The sequence below is a fragment of the Paenibacillus sp. J22R232 genome, from assembly GCF_056269165.1.
Map to the genome: position 1 here is coordinate 22,658 of NZ_JBWDNK010000001.1, position 14,973 is coordinate 37,630.

The 14,973-nt window shown below is 47.4% G+C and carries 10 protein-coding genes; 9 read left to right on the forward strand and 1 reads right to left on the reverse strand.

The features are described from left to right. Window positions 1-195 precede the first annotated feature (195 nt). The 6 genes from AC0YN3_RS00120 (at window position 196) to AC0YN3_RS00145 (ending at window position 7,849) form a co-directional block, all read left to right on the forward strand. Window positions 196-1,974: a sensor histidine kinase gene (locus tag AC0YN3_RS00120; protein WP_475773153.1), complete on the forward strand. Its 1,779-nt coding sequence runs from the start codon at window positions 196-198 to the stop codon at window positions 1,972-1,974. Continuing rightward, complete coding sequence (locus AC0YN3_RS00125; protein ID WP_475773154.1) at window positions 1,967-3,049, forward strand: response regulator; 1,083 nt, start codon at window positions 1,967-1,969, stop codon at window positions 3,047-3,049. The genes AC0YN3_RS00120 and AC0YN3_RS00125 overlap by 8 nt, the downstream gene beginning before the upstream one ends. A gap of 111 nt (window positions 3,050-3,160) precedes the next feature. Beyond that, on the forward strand, window positions 3,161-4,432 hold the full coding sequence (locus tag AC0YN3_RS00130) for an ABC transporter substrate-binding protein (protein WP_475773155.1): 1,272 nt from the start codon (window positions 3,161-3,163) through the stop codon (window positions 4,430-4,432). A 31-nt stretch (window positions 4,433-4,463) separates the two neighbouring features. Further along, window positions 4,464-5,351 carry a carbohydrate ABC transporter permease gene (locus tag AC0YN3_RS00135; protein ID WP_475773156.1) on the forward strand — a complete coding sequence of 296 codons (888 nt, stop codon included), beginning with the start codon at window positions 4,464-4,466 and terminating at the stop codon, window positions 5,349-5,351. After that, complete coding sequence (locus AC0YN3_RS00140; RefSeq protein ID WP_475773157.1) at window positions 5,348-6,205, forward strand: carbohydrate ABC transporter permease; 858 nt, start codon at window positions 5,348-5,350, stop codon at window positions 6,203-6,205. Before AC0YN3_RS00135 ends, AC0YN3_RS00140 begins: the two co-directional genes overlap by 4 nt. Before the next feature lie 21 nt (window positions 6,206-6,226). Continuing rightward, window positions 6,227-7,849 carry a glycoside hydrolase family 5 protein gene (locus AC0YN3_RS00145; RefSeq protein ID WP_475773158.1) on the forward strand — a complete coding sequence of 541 codons (1,623 nt, stop codon included), beginning with the start codon at window positions 6,227-6,229 and terminating at the stop codon, window positions 7,847-7,849. A gap of 1,001 nt (window positions 7,850-8,850) precedes the next feature. On the opposite strand, the gene arfA is transcribed toward AC0YN3_RS00145, so the two are convergent. Beyond that, complete coding sequence (gene arfA / locus AC0YN3_RS00150; protein ID WP_475773159.1) at window positions 8,851-10,365, reverse strand: arabinosylfuranosidase ArfA; 1,515 nt, start codon at window positions 10,363-10,365, stop codon at window positions 8,851-8,853. Window positions 10,366-10,518: 153 nt separating this feature from the next. Here arfA and AC0YN3_RS00155 point away from each other — a divergent pair, with 153 nt between their 5' ends. Genes AC0YN3_RS00155 through AC0YN3_RS00165 form a run of 3 tightly spaced genes read left to right on the forward strand, consistent with a single transcriptional unit; the run spans window position 10,519 to window position 14,826 of the window. Beyond that, window positions 10,519-11,421 carry an ArsR/SmtB family transcription factor gene (locus AC0YN3_RS00155; RefSeq protein WP_475773160.1) on the forward strand — a complete coding sequence of 301 codons (903 nt, stop codon included), beginning with the start codon at window positions 10,519-10,521 and terminating at the stop codon, window positions 11,419-11,421. 48 nt (window positions 11,422-11,469) lie between these two features. Next, window positions 11,470-13,047, forward strand: a complete 1,578-nt coding sequence (locus AC0YN3_RS00160) for a response regulator transcription factor (RefSeq protein ID WP_475773161.1) — start codon at window positions 11,470-11,472, stop codon at window positions 13,045-13,047. Window positions 13,048-13,050: 3 nt separating this feature from the next. Further along, window positions 13,051-14,826: a sensor histidine kinase gene (locus tag AC0YN3_RS00165; RefSeq protein WP_475773162.1), complete on the forward strand. Its 1,776-nt coding sequence runs from the start codon at window positions 13,051-13,053 to the stop codon at window positions 14,824-14,826. Window positions 14,827-14,973: the final 147 nt, after the last annotated feature.

Consider the following 14,973-nt stretch of genomic DNA (forward strand, 5'->3'; position numbering starts at 1 on the left):
GAAACTTCCTTATATAATGCTTGTGCTAGAGCCTTGCGAGACATATGACGAGTGAGGGCAATGAGGGGGGAACAATGGCGTACATCAATAAAGTACAATGCCGATCGCTAATAAAAGACAATGAAAGCAGGCGTTGATTTGGTACACTTATAGTGGCAAGACATGCGTACAGCTTGCAGCAAGGGGGATTGGAAAATGAAGCGGGCCAGCATACGTTATAGGCTTATGGTGCTGATGATATGCTTGACGACGCTGCCGGTATTGACGGTCACGTGGATCGCCATGAACAATACCCGAAGCTCGGTGGAGAAAGAAATGATTGAGGCTAACCGCTCGCGAATGCTGTCTGCGGATCAATATTTGGATGAGGTGATTCGGCAAATCGACGTATTATTTTATTCCCTGCAAATCAATCAGCCGCTGCTCGATGGCGTGCGTATATGGGACGGCCAAACCGGTTCCGAGCAGTTCCGCACGCAGAAATACATGCAAGACACGCTAATCAAGGCTTATTACGCCAATTCCAAAAAAATCGACGAGCTGGCAATTTACTTGCACGAGAGCCAGAAAGTGTATTCCGTTAATAATGAGAGCAGCGGCCTTAGCTTTTCACTCGATATTCGGACCGGCAGCTGGAGCAGGATGCTGAACGAGCCGATCAATATGTACTTCAAGGAATCAGGTAATGGAATCTATGTTTTCCACAGCATGAACCGTTTCTCTGATCGCCAATTGCTTGGGGGGCTTTCAGTCCGGATCAATGAGGAGGTATGGAAGAGTGTCGGGGCCATTCTGCAATCAGAAACGAACAGCTCGGTATTCCTGGTCAATGACGAAGGGGAACTGCTCAGTGGCACAGCTCCGCTGCAGGGCATGCCATCCTTTGCTGAGCTTATTGGCTTGGAAGGAAAGCTTAATAAGGAATTGGAGATCCAAAAGACGGATAGCCACTATCTCTTTATCAAGCGTGTGGACGACGGAGAGCTTGCTTTGATCAAAGCGCTGCCAATCACGGCAATTACTGAGAGCGCTAACAATACGGTTCGGGCGGGCATCGTTACGGGATTGCTGTTCGCGCTGGCTTCCATCATATTGTCGGTCACGGTTTCGTTGCGAATCACCAGGCCGATCATCCGTTTGGCTAGAACGATGCGAATGGCGCATATCCAGCAGTTCGAGCTAACTTCTGTACAAAGCATCGATGAAATCGGGCTGCTTGAACGAGGCTACAATTCCATGATGCAGCGGATGAAGGAGCTTATTGATAATGAATACCGCAAAGAGATCGAAGTGAAGAATGCGCAGCTAATGGCGCTTCAAGCCCAGATTAATCCCCATTTCTTGAACAATACGCTGAATCTGATCGGCGGTATGGCACTTGTCAAAGGAGCGCCCGAAATATACAGGCTGACGAATGTGATTGGCGACTTGCTCCGTTATGCCATAAGCTCCGGGAATGATGCTGCCCCACTGGATGATGAGCTGAAGCATATACGCAATTATTTGTTCATTCAGGAGCAGCGCTTCATAGGGCGATGCTCCGTCAGCATGGAATATGAAGGTATAGGGGGAGGCATACAGCTGCCGAGGTTTACTCTACAGCCCATAGTGGAAAACGCGTTTGAGCATGGGCTTCAGCCTAAAGAAGGAAAATGGGATATACAAATCCGCGTGAGAGTAAGGCTGGATGCTTGCGTGATTATGATTAAGGATAACGGAGTAGGCATGGATAAAGCGCGTCTAGCATGGCTTAGGGAAAGGCTCGGCGAAAGCATCGCCATGAGAGAGGATGTTCGGGAGGATGTCAAAGGAAAACCGAGGAGCCACAAGGGCATCGGTCTGATGAATGTCAACGCAAGACTGAAGCTGCATTATGGCGAAGGCGCAAGCTTGCGTATGTTCAGCCGCCTTCACGAAGGAACGATCATTGCGATTAAGCTGCCCGTGCAAAGGAGGGAACATGCTCATGCATAAAGTGCTTATTATTGATGACGAGCCTTGGTCGCGGGAGGTAATAAAGGCTCTTGGCCAATGGGACGTTTTGAATATGACGGTTGTTGGCGAGGCTGAGGATGGCAAATCGGGGCTGCGGTCTATCGGGGAGCTTGCTCCGCACATCGTGGTAACGGATATGAGAATGCCTGGTGTTGACGGAGTGGAGCTGCTGCAGCAAATGAATGAGCAATTCCCGCAGGTGAAAATTATCGTGATGAGCGGCTATGATGATTTCGCTTATATGAAGCAAGCGATTCGCTCACGGGCTGTCGAATATTTGCTCAAGCCTGTCGATCCGGATGAGCTGATTGCCGCGCTGCGCAAATGCGCTGCAGAACTGGAAGCAGTAACTGCCGAGGGTGTGAAGGAACGTACCGTTCCATTGCCGTTTCCGAGCAAGGCGCAGTCGGATCGTTATCTTTCGCTGAAACAGCGGACCCTTGCTGCGCTGTTTGAGCTGAACAAGCCGGCAGTCCTGCAGAACCTCGGGAAATTAGAACAATTATTAGCAGAAACATTTCCCGTGGGGCTTAATCACAAGCAGCTTGAGCGGCTTTATGAAGACTATGCAATTTTGCTGGAGCAGTTTTTAGGGGAATACAGCTTGGGTGAACAGATGCTAAGCCCTGATTCTATTCAGCTGCGTGCGAACTTCAGCGATTGGATAGAAGCCATCGGATCCGGGTACAGCGCCGCCATTGAACGAATCGAAGCGACCTTGAAAAAAAGAGGAAATCTCCTTATTGGAGAGGTGAAAGCGTATTTGGACAAACATTTTTTGGACCCGATCTCGCTTGAAAGCGTTGCCCAGCAATTTTATTTCAGCAAAGAACATCTAAGCAGATCCTTTAAAGCTGCACGAGATGAAACGATTACCGAATATATCATTGGCAAACGGATGGATCATGCAAGGAATCTCCTGCTGCTGCCGCATGTCTCGATTAAAGAAGCGGCGCTGCTTAGCGGATATACGGATCTGCCGTATTTCCACCGTGTCTTCAAGAAGCATTTCGGCATTACGCCGGGCGAGGCGAGGAACAGCAAGCTCGAATAAAGCGCTATCAATATTATGCAATAAAAGCTGCTAATCGGCTGTAATGCTTCCAGCCTCACGCCTGCCTATACTGAAGAAGCACTTAACCGAATCAATTAGGGGGATTTGAGAATGAAGAAAAAGCTGGTTGTAGGATTGGCGGCCGCCATTGTCGCAATGTCGCTTTCAGCATGCGGTTCGGAGGAAACGGACGTCGGCAACGGCGGAAAAGCGGCACAGAAGGTTGAATTGAAGGTTCAGATCGGTTCTCCGAGATTCAAGGACCAATTCGAGAAGTATTTCGAGCAATTTAAGGCGAAGGAGCTGGCGGAGAAAAATATAGACGTCACCATTGATTTAGAGATGCCGAATCCCGATCAGGCCAAGCAAGTGCTGCAGGCAAGGTTGGCTTCGAACGATGCGCCCGATATATTCGACATTCATGCCAATGATCTGAACACGTATGACAAAGCGGGATATTTAGAGGATTTAACCGGACAGCCAGCTACCGAGACTTTGTATGAAACGGTAAAGAACACTGTCATGAACGAGGGTCGCATCATTGCGCTTCCGCTTGAGAGCTTGTCATGGGGCTATCTGTACAACAAAGAAATATTTAGCGAGCTTGGTTTGACGCCTCCGCAAACACTTGATGAGATGAAGGAAGTCGTGAAGAAGCTAAACGAAGCCGATAAGAAGCCTTTCCTGCTCGCTTTTCAAGAGTCTTGGGTACCGCAGCTGATGACGGCATTATCCTTAGGCGGACTCGTGTCGTCAGAACATCAGGACTGGATCGAGAAGATGAACAAAGGCGAAGCGTCTTATGCGGACGTTTCGGATATTTTCAACATTATTGACCTTATTATGGAGAACGGGACGGCAAAGCCATTTGAGGTTGGCAACGAGGCAGGATCAACCGAGTTCGCGAACGGAAAAGCAGCGATGTGGGTGCAGGGGCCCTGGAACGCAGAAACGATACTGAAGGTCAATCCCGATATGGAATTTGGCGTTGCTCCGCTGCCAGTCAGCAATAATGCTGCGGGAACGATGATCAATTTATCCACCTCTACTACACTGGCCGTATCCAAAACGAGCAAAAACAAAGAAGTCGCGCTTGATCTGCTGAACTATTTCTATGATGCAAAAGATTCGTCCGCATTGTTCCAGGAATTGAAATTCAATCCGGTATCGAGCGTGCATCAATATGAGGTATTCCCTTGGGTTAACGAAGCGTCGGAATACGTAGCCAAAGGCAAAGCCTATCAAGATTTGAAGCTGCCTAACGGAGTAACGGACGAGCAAGCGAAGCTTCTGCAAAGCTATTTTGCCAAAGAAGTGAATAAGGAGCAGTTTATTAGCAGCATGGACAAAGCATGGGCTACCGCGATCAAAAGCGCGCAGTAATGAAAGCCGAGGACCGATTGGAGTGGCGAGGATGAGTACAGTCAGGAAAAACAAACAAACGGTCATTCTTCTGGCTTTCGTGCTGCCGGCTCTGCTATTCTATGCGGTATTCACGATTGCTCCGGCTTTCGGCGGCGTGTGGTACAGCTTGACGAATTGGAACGGATTGAATCCCAGCTACGAGATGGTGGGATTCGCCAATTATGCCGAAGCGCTGACGAATGATCCGAGCTTCATTAAGTCAGTAGGTTTCACGTTCAAGTACGTGATCTTTATGGTAATCCTACAGAACGCAATCGCTTTAACGCTTGCGGTATTTATCGAATCAAGAAAGCGGAGCAAGGTGCTGTTCCGGACTATTTTTTTCATGCCTAACATGCTAAGCCTCATTATTGGCGGTTTTATGTGGGTGTTTATATTCACGAAGGTGCTTCCGATACTTGCTGAACGAACGGGAATACAGCTGCTGGATCAATCATGGATCGGCGACCCCGCGTACTCCTTCTATGCGATTATTATTTTATCGCTATGGGGCGGCGTCGGCTATCAGATGGTTATTTATATAGCCGCGCTCCAAGGCGTTCCTGCTTCGATACGCGAGGCAGCTGCCATTGACGGGGCGAGCAGCTTGCAAGCCTTCCGCTATGTAACGCTGCCCATGATCTATCCGGCTATTACGATTGGTATTTTTCTGACATTGAGCTCCTCGTTTAAAGTGTTCGACGCCGTATTTGCGCTTACAGGCGGCGGCCCGGGCAGATCTACTCAGGTAATTGCCCTCAATATTGTCGATGAAGCCTTTCGCTTCAACCAGAGATATGGATATGCGAGCGCCAAAGCGATCATATTGTTCGTCATTGTATTGATTCTGACCATCATTCAGCTGTGGGTCATGAAGAAGCGGGAGGTGGAGGCATGAAGGCTCAGCGCAGGTTGATCCGTTCAACGAGGGGAAGCAGCGCAGGCCATGCTTTTATCCTGCTCTTCCTCCTGGCAGCGTCCGTCATTACGTTATTCCCGATTTATATGGCCGCCTTGAATTCATTGAAATCGGATGGCGAAATGCTGAATCAGGTGCTTGCATGGCCGTCATCCGTCACATTCGCCAACTATGCGGATGCTTACGAGAAGATTGATTTCTTGCGCAGCTTCGTTAATACGCTTGTCGTGACGCTGACCGGCGTTACCGGCATTATCGTATTCGCCTCCATGGCTGGTTACAAAATGTCGCGAACGCCTGGCAAGCTCAGCCGCTTTCTATTCAGTCTGTTTGTATTATCATCCTTGATTCCGTTTCACTCGATCCTCATTACGCTTGTGAAGATCGCCAAGGAGCTTAAGGTGCAAGGCACGACCTATGGACTCGGCTTCATCTACATCGGACTTGGCGTTGCGCTTGCGATTTTCCTGTACCATGGCTTCGTCAAATCGATTCCCAGGGATCTGGATGAAGCGGCTGTCATGGACGGCTGCGGAGAGCTGAGGCTGTATGCCATGATTATTTTCCCGTTGCTGCTGCCAATCACGGCGACGGTTGCGATTCTGAATGCGCTGTGGATGTGGAATGACTTCCTCCTACCGCTGCTGATGCTAACGAAATCGGAAGGTTATACCTTGCTGATTTCTACGAATATGCTGTTCGGCGAATACAATAATGATTGGTCAGCGATCTTAGCTTCTTTGGTTCTAACGATGCTGCCGATTATGGCTGTCTATTTGGTGCTCCAGAAGTATATATTGAGCGGCATTGCGGAGGGTGCGATAAAAGGCTAACGCAGAAAGGGTGGACTTAAGTTGAAGAAGCAGCAAGAAGTGAGCGGATTTCTAAGAGCGTCCGGCCCCAAAATCGTCAACGGGGACGGGATGGAAATATTGCTGCGCGGCGTGGGATTAGGGAGCTGGCTGCTGCCAGAGGGGTATATGTGGCGGTTTCCAGATGAAGGTGACCGTCCGAGACGCATCGAGCGGGTAATCGAAGAGCTGATAGGCAGCCGGAAAGCGGATGAATTCTGGGAGCTTTATTACGACCGCTATATTTCGGAAGCAGATATGGCACAAATAGCCGCGGAGGGGTTTAATTCCGTTCGAATCCCGATCAATGCGAGATTTTTGATCGAGGAGGGCGAAGAGCTCCAGCTGAAGCCAGGCCGTTTGGAGCTGCTTGACCGTGCTATCGGTTGGTGCCGAAAGCATTCGTTGTATGCAGTACTGGATCTGCATGGGGCACCTGGCGGACAAACGGGGACGAATATTGATGATTCGGCGAATGACCTGCCTGAACTATTTTTGAATGAGCAGAATAGGCAAATGACGATTCAATTGTGGAGGCTGCTCGCCGAGCGATATAAGGATGAATGGATTGTGGCGGGCTATGATCTGTTAAATGAGCCGCTTCCGAATTGGTTCGCGGAGTATAACGATCGGATCATGCCGCTTTACCGAGATATCGTTCAGGCTATTCGCGAGGTCGATAAGCGGCACATGATCATTCTGGAAGGCGCGCACTGGGCGACAGATTGGTCGATATTCGAAGATCGGTTTGATTCTAACCTTATGCTCCAGTTTCATAAGTATTGGAACAACCCGGATACGGAGAGCATACAGCCCTATTTGGACAAGCAAAAAGAGCTTGACGTGCCTATCTATATGGGTGAAGGCGGCGAGAACAACCGCGATTGGTTTGCCGGTGCATTCCGCTTATACGAGGACCATGATATCTCTTGGAATTTTTGGACGTGGAAGAAGCTGGATTGTACCAATTCGCCATGCTCGGTGAATCTGCCGGATGATTGGCAGTTGATTATCGACTATATGCAGGGAAGCAAGCTGGATGCGCAAACGGCTGAACGGATTTTGTGGTCGTATTTGGATCATTTGCCTATCGAGCGCTGTACTTATCATTCAGAGGTGGTTCATGCATTGTTCCGTAGAGCGCCAGTCAGCATTCCAGCTATATTCTATGGCTATAAAGGCGAGGGAGTAAGCTTCGGGATGAACAAACGTGTGGAGAGCAAGACGGGCTTCCGTCGTATGGACGGGACTGATATCCGCTTCGTAGACAGCGGAAGATCCGAGCCGAATTTCCAGCATATGAAGGGTGAACCATGGCAGCCGGATGAGCTGCTCTACGTAAGGCTAGCTGCTTCCGATTGGGTCGAATACGAATGGTCGGTGCCTGAAGCGAAGCTGGTTTCTCCTGCGTTATTCCGTTTGGAGATTAATGCTCGGGGCGATCATAGCGCAAGGCTATCGATTACACTAAACGGTAACTTCATAGGGTCTCCGCAGCTTGGCGCTGGGGATTGGCAGGTTATTCAGATGCAAGCAGCTGTCCAAACGGAAGGCGCGCAACGATTATTGCTGCGTGCAGAAGGGCAATCAGTCGATCTACTGTGGATTAGCGTTGTTAAGCTTTAGCAGACATAGTAATGGCATGATAAGATACGATAATAGTAATTATTGTAAGAAATGAAAAGGCAGAGAGAGCAGAAAAAGAAAATAAACAAGAATAAGCCGAAAGAGCTGAAAGAACAGAAAGAGTACAGAGAGCACAGAGAGCACAGAGAGCACAGAGAGCAGAAACCGTTAAGGGCCAGACTCAAAAGGGATTCGCTCGCTGACGAAACAGCTTGTACGATTAAAAATAAGAAGAAAACCCCATGAAAAAACGGTGCAGAGGGCAATCCCTGCGCCGTTTTTTTTGACTTGGTATCTTGCTGCTTTCTTCAGCAAATGGTAAGCAAGCGAAAGCTACCCGACCTCAAGGCTAATTTTGTGTAAGCCTCGAGGCAGGAATATGTGGAAAAGGTCTATATTTAATCAGCTTATCCTTTGTTGATGGTTGAACACACTTCCATGCTAATAAGGCCAGGTTTCTTTGTTTGAGTAAGTAATGAACAGGTTAAAGGTTAACGGAGCATTTAAATGATTCTGGAGAAGCGTTAGCGGTCGTTTTTGTGAGGGGATTCCAACCTTTACTCGTTGATTCAAAGGAATCCCCGAGCAATGGCGATCGGAAGAATATTTAAATGTGCAGTTTGCTGTTTACCTAAAAAATAAAGGGGATATTCCATGGTCAAATGACGTCAGCGGTCATTTTTGTGAGGGGATTCCAACCTTTACTCGTTGATTCGAAGGAATCCCTGAGCAATGTCGATCGGAAGAATATTTAAAATTGCAGTTTGCTGTTTAACCTAAATAATAAAGGGGATATTCCAATGCCAAATGACGTCAGCGGTCGTTTTTGTGAGGGGATTCCAACCTTTCCACGTTGATTCAAAGGAATCCCTGAGCAATGGCGACCGGAAGAATATTTAAAATTGCAGTTTGCTGTTTAACCTAAATAATAAAGGGGATATTCCATGGTCAAAAGACTGACTTATGGAACATCCCCTTCTATTTGTAGTATTACTAGTATTCTAACGGGATGCATTCACCTGCAGGCGGATAACATTCCAAGATGATTTGCCCAGCACCGCCGTAACATTGCCTTGATCAGCTTTGGCATTCCCATTGTTATGGGGAACGACAGTGGCAGGAGCCGCTTTCGTATTGCTTGCTTTCAAATCATCATGCTCGAGAACGATATGCTCGATGATGCTGACTTCACCGAAGCTGCGCAAGTCGACGTCAAGGGCAAGTCCTTCTGTCAAATGACGGTTGACCGCAAAGATCGTCACTTCGTTCTTCTCTTCGTTATGGACGCTGATCGCCTCCAGATAAGGCACGTCCGTGAAATCCTTGGCATCGTATTTCGGTGAAGAGATGATTGGCTGAAGCACTGTGCCTCTGCCGTGAACGGAAGCATGCATGTAAGGATAATACGTCGTCTGCAGCCATACCGGCCCGCCATTTTCAGTCATGATTGGGGCAATTACATTTATCAATTGCGCAAGGCAGGCCATTTTGACGCGGTCAGCGTGCTTCAATAAAGTAATGGCAAAGCAGCCTACCGCAAGCGCGTCTTCAAGCGTATAGACATCCTCGAATTCAGGAGGAGCAACCTGCCACAGCTCTTCCGCACGGCTTGTTCCGATCGATTTCCATACATTCCACTCGTCAAGCGACAGCATAAGCTTCTTCTTGCTCCGTTTTTTGGCCTTGACGTAATCGCAAATCGCCGTCACATCGTATATGAATTGATCCATATCCATTGATTTTGCCAGGAAATTAGCGCTATCGCCTTCGTTATTATTATAGTAAGTATGCAGCGATAAAAAATCGACTTGGTCATAGGTAAGGTCGAGAACGGTTGCTTCCCAATCTGCAAAGGTGCTCATTCCGCTGGATGAGCTGCCGCATGCGACTAGCTCAATGGATGGATCTACCCAGCGCATCGCTTTGGCCGTTTCATTCGCGAGCCTGCCATATTCGACAGCCGTCTTCGCACCGATTTGCCAAGGGCCGTCCATTTCATTGCCTAGACACCAGGTTTTGAATTTGTGCGGATCTTTATAGCCGTGCGAGATCCGCAGATCGCTGTAGTAGGAGCCTGAAGGATGATTGCAATATTCTACGAGGTTACGAGCCGCATCAATACCGCGCGTACCTAGATTGACAGCCATCATGACCTCAGTTCCGGCCAGCTTGGCCCAATCGGCGAACTCGTTAGTGCCGACTTCGTTCGTTTCGGTTGTCCACCAAGCAAGCTCAAGCAGACGCTTGCGCTCCGACTTTGGTCCAACGCCATCCTCCCAGTTATAGCCGGATACGAAGTTTCCTCCAGGATAGCGAATGATCGGAACGTTCAACGCACGAATGGCTTCGAGCGCATCCAGTCGAAAGCCGTTGCCATCCGCAGTGGGGTGACCCGGCTCATAGATGCCGCCATATACGGCTCTGCCCAGATGTTCAATAAACGAGCCGTAAAGCCTAGGATCCACCTCGGACACCGTAAAGTTTTTGTCGATAAGCATGGTTGATTTGATAGTCATATGAATAACCTCCTATTTTGAATTAATTAATAAACGAATTCAAACTTGTTGATATTATATTTAATGTTTATCATAATGAGTAAATACAATCAATATGCGTAGGTCCCAGAATCATAGGATTAACTAAATAACTAATTCTAAAGCAGGTGAATCATGTATTTATCCACGGATGCAGCCTCACTCGAGGTGTATGAAGCGCTGGCAAGCGAGGTAAGGTTGCAAATCATCGATCGCTTGCATACGAAAGAGATGCATATTAAGGAGCTTGCAACAGAGCTCTATTTAAGCAGCGCGATCGTAAGCACGCATGTAAGCAAGCTGCAGAAGGCTGGCCTTGTCAGCTATCGCATGCGCAGGATTAATGGAGGTACTTACAAGTACTGTTCCCTTTCAACAGAGTTTCTACAAATCAAGCTGTCCCGCACGGTGCCAATCGAAAGGAAATTTTCCGAAATATCCTTGCCGGTAGGGCATTATACGAATATCGAAGCGGCACCCACATGCGGGCTTGCCACAACCGAAAAAATGATTGGGCATTATGACAACCCCGCCTACTTTCTTGACCCTGAGCGTGTCCATGCAGGCATACTATGGTTCACCCGAGGTTTTGTTGAATATAAAGTTCCTAATTATTTATTTAAGGACCAAGCCGTGCAGGAAATTGAAATTTCACTCGAAATAGGCTCGGAAGCGCCTTATATTAATGACAATTGGCCATCGGATATTCAATTCATCATCAATGGGGTTTCGCTCGGCACTTGGACAAGTCCCGGTGATTTTGGCAAAATGAAAGGACGGTTCTCGCCAGCCTGGTGGCATAGCGATGTGAATCAATATGGTTTAATGAAGGTGCTTCGCATAAACAAACAGGGGAGCTTCATTGACGGCATGCAAATATCCGATAAAACGATTATGGAGCTGCCTTGGGACGGGTCGAATTGGACCTTTCGAATAAGCGCCGACGATACCTCGCAAGGCAGAGGCGGACTTACGCTATACGGGAAAGGCTTTGGCAATTATGACCAAGATATCGTCATCAGAAGCTATTACGAATAAATCGCCTTATTGGCATGGGAATCTATTTATATTTGCGGAGGTTTAACGATGGCGCTAGCATGTCGCGTGTTAATTGTAGACGACGAATTATTGGTGAGACAAGGCATTAAGCATCTATTGAATTGGGAGCAAGAAGGCTTTCAAATTATAGGCGAGGCTTCCAACGGAAAAGAGGCGCTTGAGCTGATTGAACGCGAGGAGCCCCATATTGTCATTACGGATATTGTCATGCCCGTGATGGGCGGCGAGGAGCTGACCCGTGCGATCAAATCAAGATTTCCGCAAATCGAGGTTATCATATTGAGCAGCTTCGGGGAATTCGATTACGTGAGATCGACGTTTCAAAGCGGCGTTGCCGATTATATTCTAAAGCCAAAGCTAGAAGCCTTCCAGCTGTTGGATATCGTGAAGCGAACGGCGCGTAAAATTCCGTCTTTGAAGCTTGAAGAAGGAGAAGTCGAAGGCGGCCAGACGATTCCGTGGATGCTGGATAAGCTGATGTCCGGGTATGAGATTGAGCTTGACGAAAATCGGATAGGTCAATCGTTCCCGCATGACAGCTTTCAATTAATCGGAGCTGACTTGAAGCAAGCGGCTTCAAAGGGTAGCGAGAGGGGGGAGGAGCTGCAGTGGCTGGAGCGCTTATTAGCCGGGCTCAATGAATATTTGCCTCAAGCGGTGCATGCGAAGCTGCCTGCTGACCCGGAAATGCTCGTGCTTCTTGTCAATTTGAACCATGCTGAGAAGGATGGGTTAGCTAGCGTAGGAAAACGGATGGCGGAGTATTCTGCTGCGCATTACCCCGCACGGGTGTGGACGATTAGCGAGCCATTTCTGCACTTAAAGGAGCTTGGCGCGAACTATAAAGAGCAATTTATTAGAATAAACCATTACCAGTTTTTCCTGCCTCTCTCACAGCATTTAATCATATTCGATGAGCTGCCGCCCATCAGAAATGATATACAGCCTTTTAATATGAATCAATTCACCGAGCTGATGAACCGAAGGCAATTCGACACGGCTTTTGGCGAACTGCTTGAGCATGTGAATCGTTTGGCAGCAAACTACAAAACGGATGTTTTTGAATTCAAATCCTTCGTCGGCAACGTTATTTTTAATATTACCATCCTGCTCAGCCGCCTCGACTCCGATATGAAGAAGCTGGAGGAAGCGAAATATTCATATTTCAAACAGATCGGAGAAGCCGGGCATTCGAGCAATGCCATTGCGCTCCTGCATGCGTTTATTGCAGAGGCGAATGACGTGATCGAAAAACGGAGTGTCACGGGCAGCAATTCGAATATGACACAGCTTCTGCTCTTTATTCGCGAGAATTATGCAGAACCGTTAAGCCTTACCGAGCTGGCCAAGCATTTTCATTTCAATCCGTCTTATTTATCGAGCTATTTCACCTCGCATAATAAAGAGGGCTTTAGCGAATATTTGAACAAGATTAGAGTAGAGAAGGCGGCGGAGCTGCTAGAGGATGTCACGGCTTCCATCTCGGAGATTAGCGGCCTTGTCGGTTACTCCGATCATAGTTATTTCACGAAAGTGTTCAAGAAGGTAACGGGACTTTCACCCAGCCATTACAGAAAACAATACGCAGCTAAGAAGAGGGATTAGGCGATGAGAGCTTTTTTGAATAAGTTCAAGTATCACGGTCTGTTTATCAAAATGTTTATGGTTACGCTGGTCAGCATCGTCACGGTCGCGTTGTTAACCTCACTGGTGACGATTCAAATGTCAGAGAAGCTGTTCATGAACACCTTCAGCATAACGAATTCAAAAATCATCAGCCAAATAAAAGCCAATTTCGAATCCTTTAACTATTCCGTTGTAACGGCTTCGAACAATGTGCTCCAGAATGGGACAATTAAAGGGTTCCTCACGAATCCGGATTTGAATTCGACTGCTTCTTTAAAAAGCTACTATCAAGCTAATCAGCAAATGGAGAGGATTCAATCCAACGTTGCGGCATATCCCGTTACGATGACCATAACCGGCGTCAATCGGAAAAGCCATTCGACTGATAGCACTTATTGGCCAAATTCGCTGGATAAGCTGAGAAACAGCATGTTGACGGTAAATACGCTTGTTAAGCCAAAACGATTGCTGTATCAGCTGGATATCGAAAACATTAGCGGATCGTTGGACAAAGACCCGGTTATCGTTGCCTCCAGAGCGCTTATGGAGCGAACGAGCGGCAATCAATACGGCATTTTATATTTTGCGATAAAAGAAAGCGACTTTAAACGCTTTTATGCAAGCTTTACAAGCGGAGGCAACGATGTAGCCATTCTAGATCAGTCGGGCATTGTGGTATCCAGCAACCGCCAAGAGCTTATCGGCAAAGAAAATAAGGAACTGCTTGCGTACGCGCAAGAAATGGAACAGCAAGGGTTAACCTACAAGGACGTAAACGTGCTTGGGGAAAGCAGCCTGGTGTTATCTGAATATTTGCCGGTCTATGATTTTTATTTGGTTAATTTAATCAATAAAAAAGAGGTGCTCAGCGAGATGGTCGATTTCAAGACCGTCGCGCTTATTTGTGTTGGCATCGTTCTCGTTGCACTTATTATAGTTTTTATTATTTCGAGACGGTTGACGAAATCCTTAACGCTGCTCGCTAGGCAAATGCCGAAAATCGCTGAGAATAACTTCGATAATTACATTACCGTGACGGGCAGCTATGAAATCAAGGAGCTGGGCAAATCCTATAATTACATGCTTGATGAGCTGAACGAATATGTGCGCAAGCTCATCCAAACGCAAAAAGATCAACGCAACGCTGAATTATCAGCTTTGCAGATGCAGATCAATCCGCATTTCCTGTACAACACGCTTGCGTCAGTCAAAATATTGGTGCAGCAGGGCAACAAGGAAAAAGCTGCTGCTACGATCAATTCGTTAATCTCGCTGCTGCAAAATACGGTAGGCAACATTAGCGAGACGATCAGCGTAGCCCAGGAGCTGGTCAATTTGAAAAACTACGTATTTATCAATCACGTGCGATACGGTGACCAGATTGCTGTCAATTATTTCATAGCGGATGATTGCTACGGTTACCATATTCCAAAGCTCATCATCCAGCCCTTTATCGAGAATGCTTTTTTCCATGCTTTTCAGGAGCGGAAGGATGGCCATATTTACGTGCTCTTCTCACGCGAAGATGAAACGCTCGTTTGCGAGGTTGTTGATAATGGCGTCGGCATGGAAGGTTATGATCACGAGAATCCCGATCATAGCGCAATCAGCACGAGCCATTTCTTCTCCGGTATCGGCATTCGCAATGTGCACGATAGAATCAGCCTGCTGTACGGTGAGGACTATGGGGTAGAAATTGTCAGCAATATCGGTGAGGGCACCAGGGTGAAAATTAAGCTGCCTCTTCATAAAACCTAAAAATAATACCAAAATGCAAATTTATTTTTAATTACATAATAACGATTGGGAAGGTAACAATAGAATGACAAATCCGCACAAATATTTTGCTAACGAGTCAATTTAATGAATTGTTATACTGATAACCGTTAGCCAGTAATTGCTTAA

Bases quoted from the DNA above. Each gene is read 5' to 3' on its own strand.
- AC0YN3_RS00125 (WP_475773154.1), top strand. From the start codon at position 1,967: ATGCATAAAGTGCTTATTATTGATGACGAGCCTTGGTCGCGGGAGGTA.
- AC0YN3_RS00130 (WP_475773155.1), top strand. From the start codon at position 3,161: ATGAAGAAAAAGCTGGTTGTAGGATTGGCGGCCGCCATTGTCGCAATG.
- AC0YN3_RS00165 (WP_475773162.1), top strand. From the start codon at position 13,051: ATGAGAGCTTTTTTGAATAAGTTCAAGTATCACGGTCTGTTTATCAAA.
- AC0YN3_RS00155 (WP_475773160.1), top strand. From the start codon at position 10,519: ATGTATTTATCCACGGATGCAGCCTCACTCGAGGTGTATGAAGCGCTG.
- arfA (WP_475773159.1), bottom strand. From the start codon at position 10,365: ATGACTATCAAATCAACCATGCTTATCGACAAAAACTTTACGGTGTCC.
- AC0YN3_RS00120 (WP_475773153.1), top strand. From the start codon at position 196: ATGAAGCGGGCCAGCATACGTTATAGGCTTATGGTGCTGATGATATGC.
- AC0YN3_RS00140 (WP_475773157.1), top strand. From the start codon at position 5,348: ATGAAGGCTCAGCGCAGGTTGATCCGTTCAACGAGGGGAAGCAGCGCA.
- AC0YN3_RS00160 (WP_475773161.1), top strand. From the start codon at position 11,470: ATGGCGCTAGCATGTCGCGTGTTAATTGTAGACGACGAATTATTGGTG.
- AC0YN3_RS00135 (WP_475773156.1), top strand. From the start codon at position 4,464: ATGAGTACAGTCAGGAAAAACAAACAAACGGTCATTCTTCTGGCTTTC.